Here is a 23,504-nt window from a genome sequence, read left to right as displayed (position 1 = left end):
CCGCCGCCGACGCTCACGCGCGCGTGCCCGGGCGCGCCGACGAGGCGTTCGGAGACCGGCCCGGGACCCCGGCGGCAGCGAGTTTGCGCATCAGGTGTTGTCCGCGCCTGGTCAACAGGCTTCAATGCGGGATTACTTGGGCCGGGAACCACGGCGTACGCATGTGACCATCCCCCGTACGCCGACCGGGGCGGCCCCTCCGAGCAGCGCGAACGGCCCGAGCAGCCGTTGTGAGCTTCCAAAGAAAGGCCCCTGCATGCGGCACGGCACACAGCACGCGGACGTCGCCGCGGCGGAACTGGACACGGCCCTGCGGGTCGGCCCCTTCCATGTCGCGCTGCGCGCCGCGATCACCGCTCGTGGACTGCCGCTGCAGCGCGTACAGCACCATCTGACGCGGTACGGGGTCAAGGTCGGCGTGACGAGCCTGAGTTACTGGCAGCAGGGCGCCCGGCGCCCCCAGCGGGCCGAGTCCCTGCGGGCCGTGCGCGCCCTGGAGGAGATACTCCAGCTGCCGGACGAGTCGCTGATCCGCCTGCTCACGACGGCCGACGAGCTCTCCGCCGCGGAACGCCCCGCCGCCCGCTCGTACCGCTCGCTGGTCGAGGCCTCCGGAGCCCTGGAGAAGCTCCTGGCCGAGCTCGACTCACCGCTCGACGGCGGGCTGCTCGCCCTCGGCCAGCACGAACGCGTACGGATCGGCGCCCACCGCGAGCTGCTGGAACGCGACTGCCAGCACATCGTGCGCGCCCACAAGGACGGCGTCGACCGTTACGTGGCCGTCCACCACGGCGATCCCGGCTGCGCCCCGGAGCGCATGACGGTGCACGCCCTGGAGAACTGCCGCACGGGACGTGTGCTCCGGCACCACGAGACCGGCGTGCTCGTCGCCGAGCTGCTCTTCGACACGCTGCTGCGGGCGGGCGACACCTTTCTGTTCCGGTACGGCGTCGAGGACGGTACGGCGGGCGCGTCCGGCGAGTACGTCCGCGGTTTCGGCTTCTCCGGCGGGCAGTACGCCCTTGAGGTGCGGTTCACCGAGGGGGCGCTGCCCGTGCGCTGTCACCGGTTCAGCCAGCACTCGGCGGCGGCGCCCCGCAGCGGCCGTCAGGAACTGGCACTGAGCGGCCACCACCGGTCGGTCCACATGGTGGAGCAGCGGGTGCGGTCGGGGATCGTGGGAATCGGATGGGACTGGGAGTGAGCGAGCGGGGCCGGTTGCGGGCGGGGCCGGGAGCGGGCGTGAAAGGCCGCTCCCGCGCTCGACCCCGTCGCACATAAACGCTTGCGCAAGCGTTTACGTGCGACGTCGGATGGGGTACTTTCGCGGGCGGGCAGCCGGTTCCGCACGGGGCAGCCGGTTCCGGGCAGGACCGCGGGAGGACAGCATGGCGACGATGGCCGATGTGGCCCGGCACGCGGGCGTGTCCGTCGCGACGGTCTCCCACGTGCTCAACGACACGCGCCCGGTGCTGCCGCACACGCGCCAGGCCGTGCTCGACGCCGTCGACGCACTCGGCTACACCCCGAACGGCCTGGCCAGGTCCCTGGTCACCGCGCGCACCCGGTCCATCGGGCTCGCGGTGTCGGCGATCAGCAACCCCTACTTCACGGAGATCCTCCAGGGAGTGGAGGCGGGCGCTCTGGAGCACGGCTACGGCCTGCTGATCGCGGATCCGCACGACGACCCGGTCCATGAGCGCAAAGCGGTCCAGCTGCTCCACGAGCGGCGCGTGGACGGCATGATCGTCGCGCCGTCCGCACAGCCGCAGGAACTGATCGGCTACCTCGGGCGGCACGACGTCCCCACGGTGTTCCTGGACCGGCTGGTCGACGGGAGCCCGGCGCCCGGTTTCGCGTTCGACCAGGTCTCCGCGGAGAGCGCCGGGTCCGTCACCCACCTGGTCACCCACCTCGCCGAACTGGGCCACCGCAGGATCGGCCTGGTCGCGGGCCTCCCGGGCCTCAGCACGACGAGCGAGCGGATCACCGGTTACCGGCACGGCCTGGCGTACGCGGGACTCCCCTACGACGAGCGGCTCGTGATCCCCGGCAACTCGGAGGCGGCGGGCGCCGAGCGGGCGACCGGGGCGCTGCTGTCCCTCCCGGCGCCACCGACGGCGCTCGTCACCGCGAACAACGCGATGACCATCGGCGCGCTGCGGGCCGTCCGCGCGCGGGGTCTGTCCGTGCCCGGCGATCTGGCTCTGTGCTGCTTCGACGACTTCTCCTGGGCGGACCTCTTCTCGCCCCGGCTCACCGCCGTCTCCCAGCCCAGCAAGGAGATCGGGACCCAGGCCGTGCGGCTGCTGCTGGAACGGCTGGACTCCCCCGGCCGGCCCGCCCGTACGGTCCGGCTGCCCTCCGCCTTCGTACACCGCACCTCGTGCGGCTGCCCCGAGAAAGGAACCGACTCGTGATCGTCGTCGCCGGTGAGGCCCTGATCGACCTGGTGCCCAGTGAGTCGGGCGCGCTCGCCGTGCTCGCTCCGCGCCGCGGTGGCGGCCCGTACAACACGGCGGTGGCCCTGGGCCGCCTCGGCTCGCCCACGGCCTTCTGCTCCCGGATCTCGACCGACGCCTTCGGCGAGGCCCTGGCCGAGGGGCTGCGCGAGGCGGGCGTGGACGTGTCGTCCGTGCAGCGGGGCGCCGAGCCCACGACCCTCGCCGTCGCGTCCATCGCCGCGGACGGCTCGGCGGGGTACTCCTTCTACGTCGAGGGCACCGCGGACCGGTTGTTCTCGGCGCCCGCCCACCTCCCCGACGGGACGCGAGCGGTGTCCTTCGGCACCTGTTCGCTGATCCTGGAGCCGGGTGCGAGCGCGTACGAGGAACTGATGCGGAGCGCGTCCGCGCGGGGCGTGTTCACCACGCTCGATCCGAACATCCGCGCGGGGCTCATCCCCGACCCGGACGCCTACCGGGCCCGGTTCAAGAGCTGGCTGCCCTCGGTGTCGCTGCTCAAGCTGTCCGAGGAGGACGCCCGCTGGCTGGGCGGCACTCCGCGCGAGTGGCTGGCCTCCGGCCCCTCGGCCGTCGTGATCACACGGGGCGGCGACGGGCTGACCGCCTTCACCCGTGACGGCGGCGAGTACTCCGTGCCGGGCGAGCCGGTCGATGTGGTGGACACGATCGGCGCGGGCGACACGGTGAACGCGGCGCTGCTGCACGGCCTCGCCGCCCGCGACGCGCTGTCCGCCGCGGGACCGGCGGGTCTGGGCGCCGACGGCTGGGACGAGCTGCTGCGGTTCGCCGCGCGGGCCGCGGCGATCACCTGCTCCCGCGCGGGCGCGGAACCGCCGTACGCCCATGAACTGGGCGCCTTCTGAGCGACCTCGGTAGCCCCCGAAGGGGCGCGGGGAACCGCGCGATCAGCCACCACGGGCCCGCAGGCACACGACGGCCCGACCCGGCATCCCCTGGGCGGAACACCCGGCACGGTTCCGCGACGCGCCGCGCCCCACGGGGGTTCCCGTGGGGCGCGGCGCGTGACGGTGACGACATGCAGGACCACACGGCCCTGCACCTGGTTCAGGCCTTGCGGGCCCTGGCCGTCTTCTTCGCCGGGGTCGCCTTCTTGGCAGTCGCGCCACCGGCACCCTCGGCCGCGGCGGTCTTGCCCGTAGTTGTCTTGGCCGCGGCGGACTTCGCCGTCGTGGTCTTGACCGTCGCCGTCTTGGCCGTCGCCGTCTTCCTCGTCGTGGCCGTGGCCGCCACGGCCTTCTTGGCGGCGGCCTTGCGCACGGGCTTCGCCTGCGTGGCGTCGCTGACACGCTCGGCGCCCAGGACCTCCCGCAGGAACTTGCCCGTGTGGCTGGTCGACACTCCGGCGACCTCCTCGGGCGTGCCCTCGGCGACGACGATGCCGCCACCCGCACCGCCCTCGGGGCCCATGTCGACGACCCAGTCCGCGGTCTTGATCACGTCGAGGTTGTGCTCGATGACGATGACCGTGTTGCCCTTTTCGACCAGGCCGGACAGCACGACGAGCAGCTTGCTGATGTCCTCGAAGTGCAGGCCCGTGGTCGGCTCGTCGAGGACGTACACCGTGCGTCCGGTGGACCGCTTCTGGAGCTCGCTGGCCAGCTTCACGCGCTGGGCCTCGCCGCCGGACAGGGTCGTCGCGGACTGGCCGAGCCGGACATAGCCGAGGCCGACGTCGTTGAGTGTCCTGAGGTGACGGGAGATGCCCGGGACGGCGTCGAAGAAGTTCATGGCTTCCTCGATCGGCATGTTCAGGACGTCGGCGATGGACTTGCCCTTGAAGTGGACGTCCAGGGTCTCCCTGTTGTAGCGGGCCCCGTGGCACACCTCGCACGGGACGTACACGTCCGGCAGGAAGTTCATCTCGATCTTGATCGTGCCGTCGCCCGAGCAGTTCTCGCAGCGGCCGCCCTTGACGTTGAAGGAGAAGCGGCCGGGCAGATAGCCGCGGACCTTCGCCTCGGTGGTCTCGGCGAACAGCTTGCGGACGTGGTCGAAGACGCCGGTGTACGTCGCCGGGTTCGACCGGGGGGTGCGGCCGATGGGCGACTGGTCGACGTGCACGACCTTGTCGACCAGGTCGTCGCCCTCCACGCGCGTGTGGCGGCCGGGCACGCTCCTGGCGCCGTTCAGTTCGCGGGCCAGGTGTGTGTACAGGATGTCGTTGACCAGCGTCGACTTGCCGGAGCCCGAGACACCCGTGACGGCCGTGAGGATGCCCAGGGGGAACGACACGTCGATGTCCCGGAGGTTGTTCTCGCGGGCGCCGTGCACCGTGAGCTGCCGGGAGGGATCGCGCGGGCGCCGGACGTCGGGCAGCGGGATGGCCTTCTTGCCGGACAGGTACTGACCGGTCTGCGACTCCTCGTTGGCGAGAAGCTCCTTGAGGGAGCCGCTGTGCACGACATGGCCGCCGTGCTCGCCGGCACCGGGACCGATGTCGACGATCCAGTCGGCGACCTTGATGGTGTCCTCGTCGTGCTCGACGACGATGAGCGTGTTGCCCATGTCGCGCAGCCGGACCAGGGTCTCGATGAGGCGGTGGTTGTCCCGCTGGTGCAGCCCGATGGAGGGCTCGTCGAGGACGTACAGGACGCCGACGAGGCCGGAGCCGATCTGGGTGGCCAGCCGGATGCGCTGGGCCTCGCCGCCGGAGAGGGTGCCCGCCGCGCGGTTCAGCGACAGGTAGTCGAGGCCGACGTCGACCAGGAACCTCAGCCGCTCGTTGACCTCCTTCAGGACGCGCTCGGCGATCTTCTTGTCGCGCGCGTCGAGCTTCAGCTTGCCCAGGAAGTCCGCGCAGTCGCTGATGGACATGGCGGCGACCTCGGCGATGGACTTCTCCATGACCGTGACCGCGAGGACGACCGGCTTGAGGCGTGTGCCCTCACAGGTCGGGCAGGGCACCTCGCGCATGTAGCCCTCGAAGCGCTCGCGGCTCGTGTCGCTCTCGGCCTCGCCGTGCCGGCGCTTCACGAAGGGGACGGCGCCTTCGAAGGGCGTGGTGTACACGCGCTCCCTGCCGTACCTGTTCCGGTAGCGGACCTCGATCTGCGTCTTGTGCCCGTACAGGAGTGCCTTCTTGGCGCGCTGCGGGAGACCGGCGAAGGGGATGTCGGTCCGGAATCCCAACGCGTCCGCGAGGGCTCCGATCAGACGTCCGAAGTAGTCCTTGGTATGCCCGTGCGACCAGGGGTGGATGGCGCCCTCGTCGAGCGACTTGTCCTCGTCCGGGACGATCAGCTCGGCGTCGACCTCCATGCGCGTGCCGATGCCCGAGCACTCCGGGCAGGCGCCGAAGGGCGAGTTGAAGGAGAAGGAGCGGGGCTCCATCTCCTCGAAGGACAGGTCGTCGTACGCGCAGTACAGGTGCTCCGAGTACATGCGCTCGCGCTCGGGATCGTCGGCCGGGAGGTCGACGAAGTCGAGCACGACCATGCCACCGGAGAGGCCGAGCGCGGTCTCCACGGAGTCGGTCAGGCGGCGCTTGGCGCCCTCCTTGACCGTGAGGCGGTCGATGACCACCTCGATGGTGTGCTTCTCCTGCTTCTTGAGCGTGGGCGGCTCGGTGAGCTGGATCGTCTCGCCGTCGACCCGGGCCCTGCTGTACCCCTTGGTCTGGAGGTCGGCGAACAGGTCGACGAACTCTCCCTTGCGCTCGCGCACCAGCGGCGAGAGCACCTGGAAACGGCTGCCCTGCGGAAGCTCCAGGACCTTGTCGACGATGGCCTGCGGCGACTGGCGCGAGATGGGGCGGCCGCACTCGGGACAGTGCGGCTTGCCGATGCGCGCGAAGAGCAGGCGCAGGTAGTCGTAGACCTCGGTGATGGTGCCGACCGTCGAGCGCGGGTTGCGCGAGGTCGACTTCTGGTCGATGGAGACGGCCGGGGAGAGGCCTTCGATGAAGTCGACGTCCGGCTTGTCCATCTGGCCGAGGAACTGCCGGGCGTACGAGGACAGTGACTCCACGTAGCGCCGCTGTCCCTCGGCGAAGATCGTGTCGAAGGCCAGCGAGGACTTGCCCGACCCCGACAGGCCCGTGAAGACGATGAGCGAGTCGCGCGGAAGGTCGAGCGAGACATTCTTGAGGTTGTGCTCGCGCGCTCCACGGATGATGAGACGGTCGGCCACGCCGGTCCGCACCTTTCTAGAGAGAAGTGACAGGGGCGAGGCCCCCGTCTTTCCCAGACTAGGGGGAGCCACTGACAACGCCGGTTCGGTTCGCCTCGAAGAGAACAATCCCGGGCTTCCAAGAATGCCCGGCGCCGCCCTCGACCTTATAGCACGCGCATTCGATTTGCGGAGGTCGCCCGACACCTTCACCCGAACGTGTGGCGCAGCTATCGTCGGAGACATGAACGATCATGTGCGCGACCTGGCGTCTGTACGTGACGCGACCGAACGGCTGCTCAGCGCAGTCGCCCGACTGGACAACGCTTCTGTGACCGAACCGTCACGGCTGCCCGGCTGGAGCCGTGGACACGTCCTGGCCCACCTCGCCCGCAACGCGGACGCGCTGGTGAACGTCCTGGAGGGGCGGCCGATGTATTCCTCCGCGGACGCGCGCGACGCCGACATCGAGCGGGACGCCCCCAGGCCCCTGGAGGCACAGCTCGCGGACCTGCGCGACAGCGCGGACCGCTTCCAGGAGGCCGGGGCCGCGCCCGCCGACTGGTCCCGCATCCTGGAACTGCGCAACGGGGTGACCGACTCTGCGGACCGGGTGCCGTTCCGGCGCTGGGCCGAGGTCGAGCTGCACCGGGTGGATCTGGGGATCGGGTACGAGCTGGAGGACGTGCCGGAGGAGTTCGTGGAGCGGGAGGTCGCCTTCCTCGCGGACCGCTTCGCCGGGCACCCCGAGGTTCCCTCCACGCGCGTCACGGACGGCACGCGCGCGTGGAGCACGGGCCGCGGCTCCGAAGGCGCCGGAGGCGAGGCGGAGGTCATCGTGACCGGTCCCGCTGCCGCCCTGCTCGGCTGGCTCGCCGGGCGCCGGGACGGGGCGGACCTGCTCGTCAAGGGCGGGCCTCTTCCCGCGCTGCCCCCGCTATAGGCTGAGCGGTATGACGTACAGCGGAGCGGTGAAGGTCGGCGGCCCTGCGGATGTGCACGAGCTGCGGGACCTGATGATCTCCAAGGTCGCGGTCGGCCCGATGGACAACAACGCCTATGTGCTGCGCTGTCGGGCCACGGACGAGCAGCTGCTGATCGACGCGGCCAACGACGCCGGGACGCTGCTCACCCTGATCGGCGCCGACGGGATCACCTCCGTGGTGACCACCCATCAGCACGGTGACCACTGGCAGGCCCTCGCGGAGGTCGTGGCGGCCACGGGCGCGCGTACGTACGCGGGTCGGGACGACGTCGACGGCATCCCCGTACCGACGGACGTACCGGTCGGGGACGGCGACACGATCCGGGTGGGCCGCGTGGAACTGACCGCACGCCATCTGGTGGGGCACACACCCGGTTCGATCGCACTGGTCTACGACGACCCGCACGGCCATCCTCATGTGTTCACGGGGGACTGTCTCTTCCCGGGGGGTGTGGGCAACACACGTAAGGATGCGAAGGCCTTCGCCAGTCTGATCCACGATGTGGAGACGAAGATCTTCGGCGCGCTGCCGGACGAGACGTGGGTCTACCCGGGACACGGCAACGACACGTCGCTGGGCGCGGAGCGCCCCCATCTGCCGGAGTGGCGCGCCCGCGGCTGGTAGCCGGCCCGTTCCCCGTGCCCCTCAGGGGCGCGGGGAACGGCGCGCCCGGCCCGGATCCACGGTCGGCTCACCACGTGACCGCAAGCCGGACAGGGGCACGGGCCGGAGGCTCGCGTGCCCCGTGTGAACAGAGCGCTCACTCCGGTGCCCCGCGCGCGCTCCCCGCGTCCGGGAGCGCGCTGTCCACTGGGAGCAGTCCCGCACAGGATGACGGCTCCTGTGCCGGACGGGTCGCCGGCCCTTCGATCCCCGCCCTCGGCCGGCGGCCCCGCCTGGCAGCGGTGGCCGACGTCCGGCGGCCACCGCCCCGGGCGCCGCGTCCTGCGAGCCGCCCTGGTCCGAACTCTGCGGGCACCCGGATTTGCGCCGCGGACACCCCAGTTCACAGCATTGCAACACCCGTTCCCACTATGCGGACGGTTGCCGCCGCGACCTCGACAGCCGGGCCCGCGTCCTGCCACTCTCCCGCCATGCATCCTGCTCGAAGCACCCTGCGCGGGGTTTCTTCCGCCGCCGCCGTCGCTCTGCTCGCCGTCGCCGTCGCCGTCGGCTGCAGTCCGCAGCCCGAGGAGAAGGCCGCCGACAAGCCCTCCGGCGCTTCGTGCGCCAAGGGCGACCTGGGTACCGAGGTCTCCGGGAAGCTGACGATCGCGACGGACGAGCCCGCGTACGAGCCGTGGTTCAAGGACGGCGAACCGGCGAGCGGCGAGGGCTTCGAGTCGGCCGTCGCGTACGCCGTGGCGAAGCAGCTCGGCTATGGCAAGGGCGACGTCGTCTGGCAGAGCGTGCCCTTCAACAAGGCCTTCGCGCCCGGTGAGAAGACCTTCGACTTCGACATCAACCAGGTCTCGATCAGTGACGAGCGCAAGAAGGCCGTCGATTTCTCGTCCGGCTACTACGACGTACGCCAGGCCGTCGTCGCGCTGAAGGGCTCCAAGGCCGCCGGGGCGAAGACCGTCGCCGACCTCAAGGACGTCAAGCTGGGCGCCCAGGTAGGCACGACCAGCCTCGACCACATCGACGACGTGGTGAAGCCGACGGAGGATCCGGCCGCGTACGCGAAGAACGACCAGGCCAAGTCCGCGCTGAAGAACGGCCAGGTGGACGCCATCGTCGTCGACCTGCCGACCGCCTTCTACATCACCGCGGCCGAGGTCACGGACGCGAGGATCGTCGGGCAGTTCGAGAACCAGGGCGGCACACCGGAGCAGTTCGGGCTCGTCCTGGACAAGGGCAGCGCGCTCACCTCGTGTGTGACGGACGCCGTGGACGCCCTGCGCGAGGACGGCACCCTCGCCGCGATCGAGAAGCAGTGGCTGTCCGAGGCCGTCGACGCGCCGGTTCTCAAGTGACCTCTGTGAAGGAGGAGTCGGGCGGGGAACCGGGCGAGAACCCTGCCGAGGGGGCCGCGCACGATCCTTACGTCCCCTCGCGGCGGCGGATCGAGCGGGAGCGCCACAAACGCTCCCGTGCCCGCCGCGCGACGGCCATCGGCGCGCTCTCCACCCTGGTGACGGGCGTCGTCCTCTACCTCGTGGTCGTCAACGCACCCGGCTGGCCGCGCACGAAGGAGACGTTCTTCAACGCGCGGTACGCGCGCGAGGCGTTCCCCAAGGTCCTCGAAGGCCTGTGGCTGAACGTCCGGCTGCTGCTCGTGTGCGGCGTGGCGGTCCTCGTCCTCGGCATGCTGATCGCCGTCGCCCGCACCCTGCGCGGTCCGGTGTTCTTCCCGCTCCGGGCGCTGGCCGCCGCGTACACCGACTTCTTCCGTGGCCTTCCGCTGATCATCAATCTGATGATCGTGGTACTGGGCGTACCGGCACTGCGGCTGCAGGGCATCACGGTGGATCCGGTACTGCTGGGCGGTACGGCGCTCACGCTGACGTACTCGGCGTACGTGGCCGAGGTCTTCCGCGCCGGCATCGAGTCGGTCCACCCCTCGCAGCGCGCCGCGGCACGCTCGCTCGGGCTGAGCAACCGTCAGGCGCTGCGGTACGTGGTCCTCCCCCAGGCCGTACGCCGCCAGGTGCCACCGCTGCTCAACGATCTGGTGTCGCTGCAGAAGGACACCGGACTCGTCTCGATCGGCGGCGCGGTCGACGCCGTGCGCGCCGCGGACATCATCGTGGGCCGCAGTCTCAACTACACGCCGTACATCGTCGCGGGTCTGGTCTTCGTCGCGTTGACCATTCCGATGACCCGTTTCACCGACTGGGTCACGGCCCGGATGGACCGGCGACAGGCACAGGGAGGCACCATATGAGCGGGACGACCGGCGGGACGACCGGCGGCACGGCCACGGACTCCGCCGCGTCCGCGCCGCGCCCCGTGCTGCGCATGGAGGCCGTCCGCAAGACCTTCGGCAGCTCGGTCGTGCTGCGTGACGTCGACCTGGAGGTCGCTCCGCACACGGTGACGGCGCTGATCGGGGCCTCCGGCTCCGGCAAGTCGACACTGCTGCGCTGCGCGAACCTCCTGGAGGAGATCGACGACGGCGCCATCTGGCTGGACGACGAGGAGATCACCGACCCGCGGGCCGACCAGGACGCCGTGCGCCGCCGTATCGGCGTGGTCTTCCAGGCGTACAACCTCTTCCCGCACATGACCGTCCTGGAGAACGTCACGCTCGCCCCGCGCCGCGTGCACGGCCTGGACCGGGCGGAGGCCGAGGCACGCGCGCGTGAACTGCTCGACCGGCTCGGGCTCGGCACCAAGGCCGGCGAGTACCCGGACCGGCTGAGCGGCGGCCAGCAGCAACGGGCCGCGATCGTCCGCGCCCTGGCCGTACGCCCCCGGCTGCTGCTCCTCGACGAGGTCACCGCCGCCCTCGACCCCGAACTCGTGGGTGAAGTCCTGAACGTCGTCCGGGACTTGAAGGAGGACGGCATGACCATGGTGCTGGCCACGCACGAGATGGGCTTCGCCCGCGATGTCGCGGACCAGATCTGCTTCCTCGACGGCGGCGTCGTACTGGAGCGCGGCACGGCCGAGGAGGTCTTCGGCGAACCGCGGGAGGAGCGCACGCGGCGCTTTCTGCGCCGGATCGTGGAGGCGGGACGGCTCTGAACAGCCGTCAGGCCTCCGCACGGCCCGTTCCCGCCAGCGCCGCGACCCGCTCCACCCCGAACACGTACCCCTGCACACCGCAGCCCGCGATGACACCGTCGGCGCGGAGGGAGACGTACGAATGGTGCCGGAACTCCTCGCGCTGGTGGATGTTGGAGATGTGGACCTCCAACACGGGCAGGCCGTCGCAGGTGTTGAGCGCGTCCAGGATCGCGACGGAGGTGTGCGAGTAGGCGCCGGGGTTGATCACGATGCCGGAGTGGGCGAGGCGTGCCTCGTGGATCCAGTCCACCAGTTCGCCCTCGTGGTTGGACTGCCGGAAGTCGACCGTCCCGCCGTGCCCGGCCGCCGCCTTGGCGCACAACGCCTCGACGTCGGCGAGGGTGTCGGAACCGTAGATCTCCGGCTGCCGCTGGCCCAACAGGTTCAGGTTGGGCCCGTTGAGAATCATGATGGGGGCGTTGGCGAGGGTGCGGGGCACGGTTCCTCCGGTCCGATCGGATGGTTCGGCCCGTTCAGGACCGCTGCTCGGACCCGGTCTATCACGGTGCACCGACAGCCTGACGAGCCCCTGGGCTGCCGATCGCGCCGCCGACCGCCTGCCCGGCGCGTGACGGTGACGTACCGATGCCGGCCGGGCCCCCGCGCGCCCCGTAACTCATGGTGACAGTGGGTGGTTGACGCTGCATGGACCGTGCACGCACAGTAAAGCCCCCTTCCATGCCGCGACTCGCGGCCGCGGCACTCGCCGGAACGGCCATCGAGTTCTACGACTTCTTCGTCTACGGGACGGCCGCCGCGCTCGTCCTCGGCCCCCTGTTCTTCCCCACGTTCTCGCCGCTGGCGGGGACCCTGGCGGCCTTCGGGACCTTCGGTGTCGGGTTCGTCGCGCGGCCCCTCGGCTCGGTCCTGTTCGGGCACATCGGGGACCGGCACGGACGGCGGCCCGTGCTCGTCGCCTCCCTGCTGCTGACCGGCGTCGCGACCGTCGCGGTCGGCTGCGTACCGACGTACGAGTCCATCGGCGTGGCCGCTCCCGTGCTGCTCCTCGTACTGCGCTTCCTGCAAGGGCTCGGGCTCGGCGGGGAGTGGGGCGGGGCGGTGCTGCTGACCGCGGAGCACGCTCCCGCCGACCGTCGCGGACTGTGGTCGAGCTTCCCCCAGATCGGCCCCGCACTGGGGTTCGTCCTCGCCAACGGCGTGATGCTGGCACTGTCGGCGACGCTCACCGACGCGCAGTTCGCGTCCTGGGGCTGGCGGGTGCCGTTCTGGGCGGCGGGCGTGCTCGCCGCCGCCGGACTGTGGCTGCGTTCCTCGCTCGCCGAGAGCCCGCAATTCCTCGAAATGCGGGAGCACGCGCGCGTGCCGCTCGTCGAGGTGGTCCGCGGCCACTGGCGGCTCGTCCTGCTGACGGCCGGAGCCCTCTCCGTCGGATACGCGCTGTTCTACACGGTGACGACCTGGTCCCTCGCCTACGCGACCGAGCGGCTAGGGGTGAGCCGCACCGTCATGCTGGCCGTCATCATGGCGGCCGTCGTGGTCAAGGGCGCGCTCACTCCCCTGGTGGCCGTTCTGAGCGACCGGTACGGACGGCGGCCCCTGTGCCTGGCCGGCTGCGCGGGCTCCGCCCTGTGGATGTTCCCGATGATCGCGCTGCTGTCGACCGGCGAACCGCTGCTGATGTTCCTCGGCTTCCTGGTGGCGCTGATCGCGTTCGTGACGATGTTCGCCGTGATCGCCGCGTATCTGCCGGAGTTGTACGAGCCACGGGTGCGCTGCACGGGGGCGGCGGTGGGCTACAACCTGGGCGGGGTGCTCGGGGGTGCGCTCACCCCGATCGTGGCGACCGCGATCGCCGACCAGAGCGGGCGGGTCCCCTGGGGTGTGGCTGCCTACCTGACGGGCATCGCGCTGCTCAGCCTGAGCTGCTTCGCGCTGCTCCCGGAGACACGGTTCGTGAAGACGGCGGCAGTGGAACCGGCCGCGGCCGAACGGGTCACGGGCTGAGGGGAGCTGAGCGGGCCGGGCTGGCTGGCTGGCTGGCTGGCTGGCTGGCTGGCTGGCTGGCTGGCTGCGGGCCGTGTCGGGATCACGTTGCGCGTAAACGCTTGCGCAAGCGTTTACGCGGGTCTCACGGATTGATCGCGAGCTCCAGATACGCCGCGAACAGCACCAGATGTACGCCGCCCTGGAGCGGGGTCGCCCGGCCGGGGACCACCGTGAGGGAGCTGACCACCACGGTCAGCGCGAGCAGCACCATATGGGTCGCGCCCAGGCCGAGAACGAGCGGCCCGGAGAGCCAGATGGACGCGACGGCCACGGCCGGGATGGTCAGGCCGATGCTCGCCATCGCCGAGCCGAGGGCGAGGTTCAGGCTGGTCTGCACGCGGTCGCGTCGGGCGGAGCGCAGTGCGGCGATCGTCTCGGGGAGCAGCACGAGCAGGGCGATGATCACGCCGACCACGGAGTGCGGCATTCCGGCCGCTTCCACCCCGGACTCGATGGTGGGCGAGACGCCCTTCGCGAGGCCGACCACGCCGACGAGTGCCAGGCCGAGGAACCCCAGGCTGGTCATGGCGGTCCTGGCGGAGGGGATGTCGGCGTGGTCGTCCGCGTCGATCACCTCTCCCTGCCGGGTGATCGGGAGGAAGTAGTCGCGGTGCCGCACCGTCTGGGTGGCCACGAACATGCCGTACAGGACGAGAGAGGAGAGGGCCGCGAAGGTGAGCTGGGCCGTGGAGAACTCCGGTCCCGGCTTGCTGGTGGTGAAGGTCGGCAGCACCAGGCTGAGCGTCGCCAGGGTCGCCACGGTCGCGAGGGCGGCGCCGGTGCCCTCCGCGTTGAAGACGGCCAGGCCGTGCCGCAGGGAGGCGACGAGCAGGCTCAGGCCGACGATGCCGTTGCAGGTGATCATCACGGCCGCGAAAACGGTGTCCCGGGCCAGCGTGGAACTCTTGTCCCCGCCGTCCGCCATGAGGGTGACGATCAGCGCCACCTCGATGATCGTGACGGCGACGGCGAGCACCAGCGAGCCGAAGGGCTCCCCCACCCGATGGGCGACCACCTCGGCGTGGTGGACCGCGGCCAGTACGGCACCCGCCAGCACCAGCGTGACCAGGGCGACGACCGCGCCGGGCAGGCCACGTCCCCAGGTGAGGGCCAGCAGGACGATCGCGATCACGGGCACGACGGCCGTCCACTGCGTCGCGAGTGACCGGAGCCGAACGATCATGCAGCGATCGTCGCAGGCACACCCGGGCCCCGCACTCCGGCAAAACGGCGCGGGGCCCCAGTACATGGACGGCGGCCGACCGAGCGGCTTCGAGCGCGCCCGAAGCCCGAGCCAAGTCCCTGGCTGCGGCCGCGCCAGTGGCGGCCGCGCCCGTGGCCCCTGCCGCTGTGTGCGCCCGCGCTACTTCAGCTCGGACGACTCACGTACGTCGCAGTCGGTGAACTGCGGAGGGCGGCTGCACAGCGCTGCCATCCGCTCCGCCATCCTGGTCGTCTCAGGGGCCGCGCTGTTGCGCATCGCGTCCTCGTACGACTCGAACTCGATGACGACGAGGTGGCGATTGGGGGTGTTCCGGTCCTGCAGGACCATGCGGTGCGTGGGGCCGCCGCTGCGGCCGGCCCAGCGCTTCTCGGCCTCCTTGACCAGCTCTCGCATCTCGTCGATGCGCTCGGTCTCGAAGTCGATGATCTGCGCGAACTTCATGGGTGCCTCCACTCGGCCGGGCGTCCCCGGGCCGGGGACCTCTCAGCACACAAGCAAGCACCGGGAGAGGCGGTCGGCAATTCGCCGAGCGTCGCTCCCGGTGCTGGTTGTTTCTACGTCCGACGCGGTCAGACGTCGATGCTGTCCTTCTCGGACCCTTCGCCCGTCCGGGGTCCTTCGGCCTTCTGCGCCTCTTCGGCCGCCTGCTTCTTGGAGGCCATGAGACTGGTGATCGTGGTGATCACGAGGACGCCGCAGATCACGCCGAGCGAGACCGGGATGGAGATCTCCGGGACATGGACGCCCGACTCGTGCAGCGCGTGCAGCACCAGCTTGATGCCGATGAATCCGAGGATGACCGACAGGCCGTAGCTGAGGTGGACCAGCTTCCTGAGAAGTCCGCCGATGAGGAAGTACAGCTGCCGCAGGCCCATCAGCGCGAACGCGTTGGCCGTGAAGACGATGTACGGGTCCTGGGTCAGGCCGAAGATCGCGGGGATCGAGTCGAGTGCGAAGAGCACGTCGGTGGTGCCGATCGCGAGCATCACGACCAGCATCGGGGTCATGACCCGCTTGCCGTTCTGCTGGATCCACAGCTTGGTGCCGTGGTAGCGGTCGGCGACACCGAAGCGGCGCTCGGCTGCCTTGAGCAGGCGGTTCTCCTCGAACTCCTCGTCCTCGTCGTCGGCGCGGGCTTCCTGGATCAGCTTCCACGCGGTGTAGATGAGGAACGCGCCGAAGATGTAGAAGACCCACGCGAAGCTGGCGAGGATCGCGGCACCGGCGGCGATGAAGATCGCACGCAGGACGAGGGCGATCAGCACACCGACCAGGAGCACACGCTGCTGGTACTGCGTGGGAACCGCGAACTTCGCCATGATCAGGACGAAGACGAAGAGGTTGTCGACGCTCAGAGACTTCTCGGTGATGAAGCCGGCGAAGAACTCACCGGCGGGCTGGCCGCCGGAGAAGAGAAGCAGTCCGAGTCCGAACAGTGCGGCCAGGACGATCCAGACGATCGTCCAGATCCCGGCTTCCTTGATGGATACGTCGTGCGGCTTGCGGCCGATGAAGAAATCGACCCCGATAAGGGCCGCGAGGCCCACGATCGTCAGGACCCAAAGGGTCACGGAAACATCCACTGCGCCTCCGGCAGTTCGTAACGGCAAATGTCAGCGTCGTCGCTGCTGGAGGTCTCTTCCACCCGGTGCGTCCGGGGCGCGTGATGCGTCCGGTGTTACTCGGGCCGACGCCCCGGGATCCGGCCGGATCCGTATTGACGGGTACGTCGCAGTAGGTAGGGAGTACTCCCCTCCGCACTAACGACAGTACCCCAATCACCAAGGAAAGGTAAAGAGATTAGTAAAAGACAGGCCAAGTTCCCTGGTCAGGGCGGTTGACGAAGTCTTGGGAAAGCTGAGTAGAGCCTGCCGGGGCTCAGCGGGTGGGCCCCGAAGGACCTCAGCGGGTGAGCACGGCGGACCTCAGCGGTTCCAGGAGCGACGGGCGGTCGCGACCTGGGTGAGGACGTGCTGGAGCACCTGACTGCCCGGCGGAACACGCGAGGGGTCGTACGTCCACGTGTGCCCGACCCATGGGTCGGCGAGGTGGTCGTCGGGCACCGGAGTGAGCCGGAGCAGCGATCGCCACAGCGGGTCGAGCAACGGCCCGTACGCGGCCGCGTCCTCCCGGTCGGCGACCAGCATGAGGTGCACACCGACGGCCGGGCCCTCGTCCGCGAGGTAGCGCAGCTGGGTGACGGCACGGTCGTCGAAGCCGTGCGGGAAGTCGTTGACGATCAGCAGTTGCTCGGCCGGGTCGAGGTCGGGCGGCAGCGAGTCGGCCGCCCCGCCGCGGATGGCCATCTGCACCAGGTCGACCCGCTGTGTCAGCCGGGCCAGTACCTCGGTCACTCCCGCGGCGCCGACGGCGGGCGGGGATCCGAGCACCCCCGTGCTCACGAGCGGCGCGAGGGACGAGGCCGCCGAACCCGCCGCGTCGATGACGTGCACGGTGTACTCGCCCGCCGGATAGACGGCGAGCAGCCGGGCCGCGTGTGCCACGGCCGTGTCCATGGCGAGGCGGCGCAGGTCGTCGGAGTCCGCTATCGAACCGTCGAAGGATCCGGTACGACCGCTGTCGATCCACAGTCCGCGCTCGAGCGGCAGCCGCACCAGCATCGGAATGCTCAGGCCGGCGCTCTCGGGCAGGTGCAGATCGCCCAGACGCACCGCCATGGGGATCTCCATCGGGACCCGGTAGCCGTGCCAGGCGGGATTGTCCCAGCGTGCGAACGCGGGTGGCAGCGCGGGCTCGACGACCTCGGCCTCGGCGGTGAGCTGGGCGAGGTCGCGGTCGAGTGCCTGCCTGGCCCGGTCGACCAGCTCGGCGTGCTTGCCGCGGGCCGCCTCGCGGGCGGCGTCGCCCTGGCCGCCGATCCTGGCGCGCGGGTCGGACAGAGCCTTGTCGAGCTCCTGCTCCATACGCGACTCGGCGAAGTCGACCGCGCTGCGGTACGCGGCCGTGGTGCGGGCCAGGTCCTCGAACATGCCCCACACCTGGTTGTAGAGGCGCTCCTCCATGGACCAGCCGGTCGCGTCGCCCGCCACGGGCTGCGCGTGCTGACCCGGCTGGGCCGGGGGTGCGGTCGGCGCGGGCGGAGGCGGCGCGGCGGCCTGCCGGCCGGGGTGACTGTAGTTGACGGGGCCACCGGCTCCGGGGCCGCCGGGCTGGGTGACGGCGGACGGGTCCGCCGACGCGGAGGCCGCGGGATAGCCGGACTGCGGCGCCCCGGATCCGGCGCCGGGCGTCGTGGATCCCTGGCCGCCGGGGTGGCCGTGCTGCGGTGCTCCCTGGCCGGACACGTCGGGAGACGTCGATCCGCCCTGGTCCTGCCCCAGCGCGGGTGTCGCGGCGTGCCGGGAGCGGTCGCCCTCGGCCGCGCGCGGCGGCGGCGCGGACACCGAGCGGGCGAGGCCCTGGACGACCGCTTCGTTGATGCTGCCCGCGAGCTGGCGGGCCTGGGGAAGACCCTGGTCGGTGAGGAGCTCGGCGAGACCGCCCGCGTACCCCTGACCCACCGCGCGGACCTTCCAGGCGCCCTGCCTGCGGTAGAGCTCCAGTGCGACGACGGCCGACTCGATGTCGAGCCCCGTGACCGTGTAGCTGGCGACCTCGGAGCCGTCGAGCCCGGTGACCGCGACGAAGGGGGCGGCGACGGCTCCGAACCGGACCGGACCGCCCACTCCGGACGGCAGGGCGAGCAGCACGCTGATCCGGTGCACGGATTCCGGCAGGGCGTCCAGGTCGCACGCGAGCCGGTGATCGGCCGCCGCCTGCTTGGACACCTCTATGCCCGGCAGAGTGGGTGAGCCCGGATGGGCCACCCACTCGACGCCGTGCACCTGGCCCCGCTCGTCGCTGAGCGTGGCCCCGGCCACGATCGGCTTGCCGGCCGACACCCGGATCTCCAGTCGGGCCTGGGAGAGCGGGTGGTTCTGCCCCCGGACCAGCTCAGCCGTCATCGCCTTCGTTCCCCCTGTGTACTCGTGTGCTGCTCGCCGCGCCGGCCGGGCTGTCTAGAGGTGCGGCAGGATCGCCGGCATCAGGTCCTGGAAGGTACGGCCGTTGGCAGGCGTACCAAGGGCGGTCATCTGCCAGCCCGCGCCCGCGCGGTGGACCTTCGCCATGATCTGCGCGGTGTACTGTCCGCCGCCGGCCAGGGTGTAGCGGGCCAGCTCCTGGCCGTTGGTCTCGTCGACCAGACGGCAGAACGCGTCCTGCACCTCCTGGAACGTCTGGCCCGTGAACGAGTTCACGGTGAAGACGATCTGGTCGATGTGGACCGGGATGCGCGCGAGGTCCACGAGGATCGCCTCGTCGTCGCCGCCCTGGCCCACACCGCCGACGAGGTTGTCACCGGTGTGCCGCACGGAGCCGTCGTCGCTGACGAGGTGACGGAAGAACACCACGTCGACCGGCTGCTTGTCCGCGAACAGCACGGCGGACGCGTCGAGGTCGATCTCGCGCGTACGAGAACCGAACAGGCCACGTCGCGGGGCTGCCTGCCAGCCGAGCCCCATGCGCACCGCGGTCAGCGTGCCTCCGTCGTTCTTCTGCAGACTGATGGCCTGACCCTTGGTCATGTTGACCGTCACGCGCTGTTCCCTTCTCGGACTGTCCCCTGTTGCCGCAGAATCCTGCGGTTGACCAGCAACCCTACGCAGAGCCACTGACAGCCTCGAAGCCCGGTGCACACTTTGTGTCGGTCTTGCAACACTGTGCGGCGGCCCGGACGTCAGGCGATACCGGCTTCCTTCATCTGACGCAGCTCCTTCTTCATCTCCGAGACCTCGTCACGCAGCCGTGCGGCGATCTCGAACTGCAGGTCCGCGGCGGCCGCGCGCATCCGCTGCGTCATCTCCTCGATCTGCCCGGCGAGTTCCTCCGCGGGGCGGTCGGTCGGCACGCTCGCCTTGTCCTTGGCGGACTTGGCTCCCTTGCCCGCCTTGGATCCCAGTGCGGGCACGGGGGCCTTGGCGTTCTTGCCGTCCTTCGCCTTGCGGTAGCCCGAACCGAGCAGCTGCTCCGTGTCGACGTCCTCGCGGGCGATCTGCGCCACGATGTCGTTGATCTTCTTGCGGAGGGGCTGGGGGTCAATACCCCGCTCCGTGTTGTACGCGACCTGCTTCTCCCGGCGCCGGTTGGTCTCGTCGATGGCCTTCTCCATCGCCGGGGTGATCTTGTCGGCGTACATGTGGACCTGACCGGACACATTGCGCGCCGCGCGGCCGATGGTCTGGATCAGCGAGGTGCCGGAGCGCAGGAAGCCCTCCTTGTCGGCGTCGAGGATCGCCACCAGGGAGACCTCGGGCAGGTCGAGGCCCTCCCGCAGGAGGTTGATGCCGACGAGGACGTCGTACTCACCGGCGCGCAGCTCACGCAGCAGTTCGACCCGGCGCAGGGTGTCGACGTCACTGTGCAGGTAGCGGACCTGGATGCCCATTTCGAGGAAGTAGTCGGTGAGGTCCTCGGCCATCTTCTTGGTGAGCGTGGTGACGAGGACGCGCTCGTCCTTCTCGGTGCGCTTGCGGATCTCGTGCACCAGGTCGTCGATCTGGCCCTCGGTCGGCTTGACCACGACCTCGGGGTCGATGAGGCCGGTGGGGCGGATGATCTGCTCGACGAAGCCGTCCCCGCGCGAGAGCTCGTACTTGCCGGGTGTCGCCGACAGGTAGACGGCCTGTCCGATGCGCTCCTGGAACTCCTCCCACTTCAGGGGGCGGTTGTCCAGGGCGGAGGGCAGCCGGAAGCCGTGGTCGACGAGGGTGCGCTTGCGGGAGGCGTCGCCCTCGTACATCGCGCCGATCTGGGGAACCGTGACGTGCGACTCGTCGATGACGAGCAGGAAGTCGTCCGGGAAGTAGTCGAGCAACGTGTTCGGCGGGGAGCCCTGCTCGCGGCCGTCGAAGTGCATCGAGTAGTTCTCGACGCCGGAGCAGGAGCCGATCTGGCGGAGCATCTCCAGGTCGTACGTCGTGCGCATGCGCAGCCGCTGGGCCTCCAGGAGCTTGCCCTGCTTCTCCAGCTCGGACAGGCGCTCTCCCAGCTCCTTCTCGATGTCGTTGGCGGCGCGCTCCAGGCGCTCGGGCCCTGCGACGTAGTGGGTGGCCGGGAAGATGTACAGCTGCTGGTCGTCGGTGATGATCTCGCCGGTGAGCGGGTGCAGCGTGGAGAGGGCCTCGATCTCGTCACCGAACATCTCGATGCGGACGGCCAGCTCCTCGTAGACCGGGAAGATCTCGATGGTGTCGCCGCGGACGCGGAAGGTGCCGCGGGTGAAGGCCAGGTCGTTGCGCGTGTACTGGATGTCCACGAAGCGGCGGAGCAGGTCGTCGCGGTCGATCTCGTCGCCGACCTTGAGGTTGACCATGCGGTCCACGTACTCCTGCGGCGTGCCCAGGCCGTAGATGCAGGAGACCGAGGCGACCACGACGACGTCGCGGCGGGTGAGCAGCGAGTTGGTGGCGGAGTGGCGCAGTCGCTCCACCTCCTCGTTGACCGAGGAGTCCTTCTCGATGTAGGTGTCCGACTGCGGGACGTAGGCCTCGGGCTGGTAGTAGTCGTAGTACGAGACGAAGTACTCGACCGCGTTGTTCGGCAGCAGCTCGCGGAACTCGTTGGCCAGCTGGGCGGCCAGCGTCTTGTTCGGCGCCATCACGAGGGTAGGGCGCTGAAGCTTCTCGATCATCCACGCGGTGGTCGCGGACTTTCCGGTGCCGGTGGCGCCGAGGAGGACGACATCCTTCTCACCTGCGAGGACGCGCCGCTCAAGCTCGGCGATGGCAGCGGGCTGGTCGCCGCTGGGCTGGTAGGAACTGACGACCTCGAAAGGCGCCACCGTGCGTTCGATCTTGGATACGGGCCGCATGGAATCAACCGTACGACCCCGCACTGACAACGGGGTCCTCTCACCAGTTCTGCGGGGTCCGGGAATCGTCGTGGTGGCGGGAGCGCGGGCCGGGCACGTGCCCGCGACCGGTGTGGTGGACGGTGTGGGCCGGGATGCCGGGCTTCTGCTCGGCGGCACTCCAGTCGGGCTTGCCCATGACCATCAGCGGGTCGAACATCACGACGACGCCGGCGAGCAGCAGGAAGGCCAGCGGGCCGATCATCAGGGGCGCCAGCAGGGAGGCGGGCGAGTCCCCTGAGGGGGCGCTGGTGGCGCCGTGCAGGTGGACGCTGAGTGCGGCCATTCCCGTGTAGTGCATGCCGCTGACGGCGAGGCCCATGACGAGGCTCGCGCCCACGCTCCACAGGAAGCCGCGGACCTGGCCCGCCGCCCACAGGGCCGCGATCGCGGCGGCGACGGCTATGACGACCGAAGCGGCGACGGTGAAGGTGTTGTACTCGAGCTTCCCGTTGAGCCGCATTCCGGCCATACCCAGGTAGTGCATGGAAGCGACGCCGAGTCCGGTGATGGTGCCCCCTGTGAACAGGGCTGTTCCGGAGGCTCCCCGGTATCCGACGATGAAGATCCCGACGCCGACCATGACGATCGCGACGCCGAGACTCGCGAAGGTCATCAGCATGTCGTAGTTGATCGGGGTCTCCTGGACGGAGAACCCCATCATGGCGATGAAGTGCATGGTCCAGATGCCGGAGCCGATCGCCGCGGACCCGAGGGCGAGCCAGCCCGGGCGCCAGGAACGGGTGACGAGCATCGACCTCGTGGTGCAGCGCAGACCGAGCGCTCCGCCGAGGCACGCCATCAGGTACGCCACGAGTGGCGTGACGAGTCCGTAGCTGAATCCGTCGACCGTGCCCTGCATGCGCGGTTGCCTTTCCGCCCTGTTACATCCCGGAATTCCGTGAAACGCCCCCGCCCCAGGAGCGCCGCAGCGACCAGGGTTGTCGCAGAGAGTATGACTCGCACCTGAACGGTCGAACGATTTTCCGGCAAAGAATCACGACCTTGCCCCAGTTGTGCGGCACGCGTGATCGGACTTGGGCAACTCCATTCAATTTATGGCCATCCTGTACCCCCCTGAAGTTGACCCCCTGCTGTCACTCTGGGACCGTCCGTGATCGCAGACGCTAGGAGTACGCATGCACGCGCGCGCTGCCGCCGCCACGACCACCGCGCTCCTGGGAGCCGCCGTCGTTCTCCCCGCCCCCCTCGCTCACGCAGCCGTGAGCACCGACCAGCCCCTGGTCATCGCACACCGCGGAGCCTCGGCGCAAGCCCCTGAGAACACACTCGCCGCCATCGACCGAGCGGCCCGTCTCGGGTTCCGCTGGGTCGAGAACGACGTCCAGCGCACCAAGGACGGCCGGCTCGTCGTGATCCACGACGACAGCCTGGCCCGCACGACCGATGTGGAGGAGGTCTTCCCCGGGCGGGCCCCCTGGAAGGTGAAGGACTTCACCGCCGCGGAGATCGCCCGCCTGGACGCGGGCAGCTGGTTCAGCCCCCGCTACGCGGGCGCGCGCGTCCCGACGCTGAAGCAGTACATGAACCGGGTGTCGCGCAACCACCAGAAGCTCGTCCTGGAGATCAAGAACCCCGAGCTGTACCCGGGCATCGAGCGGGAGACCCTCAGGACCCTCAGCAACGAGGGCTGGCTGGGCCCGGCCCACGTACGGAGCAAGCTCGTGATCCAGAGCTTCAGCGCGGACAGTGTGCGTAAGGTGCACGCTCTGCGGCCCGACGTCAAGACGGGGTTCCTCGGCACTCCGTCGGTCGCGGAACTGCCCGCGTACGCGCGGTTCGCCGATCAGATCAACTCGTCGCACACGACGATCTCCCTCGGATACGTCGCCGCGATCCACGCGCTCGACGGGCCGCACGACAAGCCCCTGGAGATCTTCACCTGGACCGTCGACACCCCTTCGGACACGCGGCGCGTCGCGGGCCTCGGCGTGGACGGCATCATCACGAACAAGCCCGACGTGGTGCGGAAGGCTCTGCACGAGGGCTGAGCACACCGGCCGACAGCCCGTCGCCGGTGGCACGGACGC

19 protein-coding genes are annotated in these 23,504 nt (G+C 70.0%); 10 read left to right on the top strand and 9 right to left on the bottom strand.

What is annotated here, in order from left to right; translation table 11 throughout:
• The first annotated feature begins 256 nt into the window (after nucleotides 1–256).
• From OHS59_RS33275 to OHS59_RS33265, 3 genes are all read left to right on the top strand, one after another.
• Nucleotides 257–1,204 carry a hypothetical protein gene (locus OHS59_RS33275; RefSeq protein ID WP_328497051.1) on the top strand — a complete coding sequence of 316 codons (948 nt, stop codon included), beginning with the start codon at nucleotides 257–259 and terminating at the stop codon, nucleotides 1,202–1,204.
• 184 nt (nucleotides 1,205–1,388) lie between these two features.
• The gene (locus OHS59_RS33270; RefSeq protein ID WP_328497050.1) at nucleotides 1,389–2,420 is read left to right on the top strand and encodes a LacI family DNA-binding transcriptional regulator; all 1,032 of its coding nucleotides are present in this window, start codon (nucleotides 1,389–1,391) and stop codon (nucleotides 2,418–2,420) included.
• The gene (locus OHS59_RS33265; protein ID WP_328497049.1) at nucleotides 2,417–3,328 is read left to right on the top strand and encodes a carbohydrate kinase family protein; all 912 of its coding nucleotides are present in this window, start codon (nucleotides 2,417–2,419) and stop codon (nucleotides 3,326–3,328) included. The genes OHS59_RS33270 and OHS59_RS33265 overlap by 4 nt, the downstream gene beginning before the upstream one ends.
• A gap of 202 nt (nucleotides 3,329–3,530) precedes the next feature.
• Here OHS59_RS33265 and uvrA read toward each other — a convergent pair whose 3' ends face one another.
• Nucleotides 3,531–6,614 (bottom strand): excinuclease ABC subunit UvrA, encoded by a 3,084-nt coding sequence (gene uvrA, locus OHS59_RS33260; RefSeq protein WP_328497048.1) that lies wholly within the window; start codon nucleotides 6,612–6,614, stop codon nucleotides 3,531–3,533.
• Between the two features lie 223 nt (nucleotides 6,615–6,837).
• Here uvrA and OHS59_RS33255 point away from each other — a divergent pair, with 223 nt between their 5' ends.
• The 5 genes from OHS59_RS33255 to OHS59_RS33235 all read left to right on the top strand — a co-directional run bounded on the left by OHS59_RS33255 (nucleotide 6,838) and on the right by OHS59_RS33235 (nucleotide 11,269).
• Nucleotides 6,838–7,536, top strand: coding sequence for a maleylpyruvate isomerase family mycothiol-dependent enzyme (locus OHS59_RS33255; RefSeq protein ID WP_328497047.1), 699 nt, complete (start codon nucleotides 6,838–6,840; stop codon nucleotides 7,534–7,536).
• Between the two features lie 10 nt (nucleotides 7,537–7,546).
• On the top strand, nucleotides 7,547–8,203 hold the full coding sequence (locus tag OHS59_RS33250; RefSeq protein ID WP_328497046.1) for an MBL fold metallo-hydrolase: 657 nt from the start codon (nucleotides 7,547–7,549) through the stop codon (nucleotides 8,201–8,203).
• A 470-nt stretch (nucleotides 8,204–8,673) separates the two neighbouring features.
• The gene (locus OHS59_RS33245) at nucleotides 8,674–9,555 is read left to right on the top strand and encodes an ABC transporter substrate-binding protein (protein WP_328497045.1); all 882 of its coding nucleotides are present in this window, start codon (nucleotides 8,674–8,676) and stop codon (nucleotides 9,553–9,555) included.
• Nucleotides 9,552–10,466 carry an amino acid ABC transporter permease gene (locus OHS59_RS33240; protein ID WP_328497044.1) on the top strand — a complete coding sequence of 305 codons (915 nt, stop codon included), beginning with the start codon at nucleotides 9,552–9,554 and terminating at the stop codon, nucleotides 10,464–10,466. The genes OHS59_RS33245 and OHS59_RS33240 overlap by 4 nt, the downstream gene beginning before the upstream one ends.
• A 74-nt stretch (nucleotides 10,467–10,540) precedes the next feature.
• Nucleotides 10,541–11,269, top strand: a complete 729-nt coding sequence (locus OHS59_RS33235) for an amino acid ABC transporter ATP-binding protein (RefSeq protein WP_328499450.1) — start codon at nucleotides 10,541–10,543, stop codon at nucleotides 11,267–11,269.
• A 7-nt stretch (nucleotides 11,270–11,276) separates the two neighbouring features.
• On the opposite strand, the gene aroQ is transcribed toward OHS59_RS33235, so the two are convergent.
• The gene (gene aroQ / locus OHS59_RS33230; protein ID WP_328497043.1) at nucleotides 11,277–11,750 is read right to left on the bottom strand and encodes a type II 3-dehydroquinate dehydratase; all 474 of its coding nucleotides are present in this window, start codon (nucleotides 11,748–11,750) and stop codon (nucleotides 11,277–11,279) included.
• A 206-nt stretch (nucleotides 11,751–11,956) separates the two neighbouring features.
• Between aroQ and OHS59_RS33225 the strand changes: the two genes are divergently transcribed.
• The gene (locus OHS59_RS33225) at nucleotides 11,957–13,276 is read left to right on the top strand and encodes an MFS transporter (protein ID WP_443061537.1); all 1,320 of its coding nucleotides are present in this window, start codon (nucleotides 11,957–11,959) and stop codon (nucleotides 13,274–13,276) included.
• Nucleotides 13,277–13,400: 124 nt separating this feature from the next.
• Here the strand turns inward: OHS59_RS33225 and OHS59_RS33220 are convergent, their stop codons facing one another.
• The 7 genes from OHS59_RS33220 to OHS59_RS33190 all read right to left on the bottom strand — a co-directional run bounded on the left by OHS59_RS33220 (nucleotide 13,401) and on the right by OHS59_RS33190 (nucleotide 22,315).
• Entirely contained in the window at nucleotides 13,401–14,501 is a 1,101-nt protein-coding gene (locus tag OHS59_RS33220; RefSeq protein ID WP_328497041.1) for a calcium:proton antiporter, read from the bottom strand.
• A gap of 180 nt (nucleotides 14,502–14,681) precedes the next feature.
• On the bottom strand, nucleotides 14,682–14,984 hold the full coding sequence (locus tag OHS59_RS33215) for a hypothetical protein (RefSeq protein WP_328497040.1): 303 nt from the start codon (nucleotides 14,982–14,984) through the stop codon (nucleotides 14,682–14,684).
• Between the two features lie 128 nt (nucleotides 14,985–15,112).
• Entirely contained in the window at nucleotides 15,113–16,126 is a 1,014-nt protein-coding gene (locus OHS59_RS33210) for a TerC family protein (protein WP_328497039.1), read from the bottom strand.
• 342 nt (nucleotides 16,127–16,468) lie between these two features.
• Entirely contained in the window at nucleotides 16,469–18,508 is a 2,040-nt protein-coding gene (locus OHS59_RS33205) for a TerD family protein (RefSeq protein ID WP_328497038.1), read from the bottom strand.
• Nucleotides 18,509–18,562: 54 nt separating this feature from the next.
• Nucleotides 18,563–19,141, bottom strand: coding sequence for a TerD family protein (locus tag OHS59_RS33200; RefSeq protein WP_055615261.1), 579 nt, complete (start codon nucleotides 19,139–19,141; stop codon nucleotides 18,563–18,565).
• 140 nt (nucleotides 19,142–19,281) lie between these two features.
• Nucleotides 19,282–21,414 carry an excinuclease ABC subunit UvrB gene (gene uvrB / locus OHS59_RS33195; protein ID WP_328497037.1) on the bottom strand — a complete coding sequence of 711 codons (2,133 nt, stop codon included), beginning with the start codon at nucleotides 21,412–21,414 and terminating at the stop codon, nucleotides 19,282–19,284.
• Between the two features lie 40 nt (nucleotides 21,415–21,454).
• Nucleotides 21,455–22,315, bottom strand: coding sequence for an MHYT domain-containing protein (locus OHS59_RS33190; RefSeq protein ID WP_328497036.1), 861 nt, complete (start codon nucleotides 22,313–22,315; stop codon nucleotides 21,455–21,457).
• A 277-nt stretch (nucleotides 22,316–22,592) separates the two neighbouring features.
• On the opposite strand from OHS59_RS33190, the gene OHS59_RS33185 reads away from it, so the two are divergent.
• Nucleotides 22,593–23,465, top strand: coding sequence for a glycerophosphodiester phosphodiesterase (locus OHS59_RS33185; protein ID WP_328497035.1), 873 nt, complete (start codon nucleotides 22,593–22,595; stop codon nucleotides 23,463–23,465).
• Nucleotides 23,466–23,504: the final 39 nt, after the last annotated feature.

The sequence above is a fragment of the Streptomyces sp. NBC_00414 genome (assembly GCF_036038375.1).
Classification (GTDB): domain Bacteria; phylum Actinomycetota; class Actinomycetes; order Streptomycetales; family Streptomycetaceae; genus Streptomyces.
This window is presented reverse-complemented; position numbering and strand designations above follow the sequence as displayed.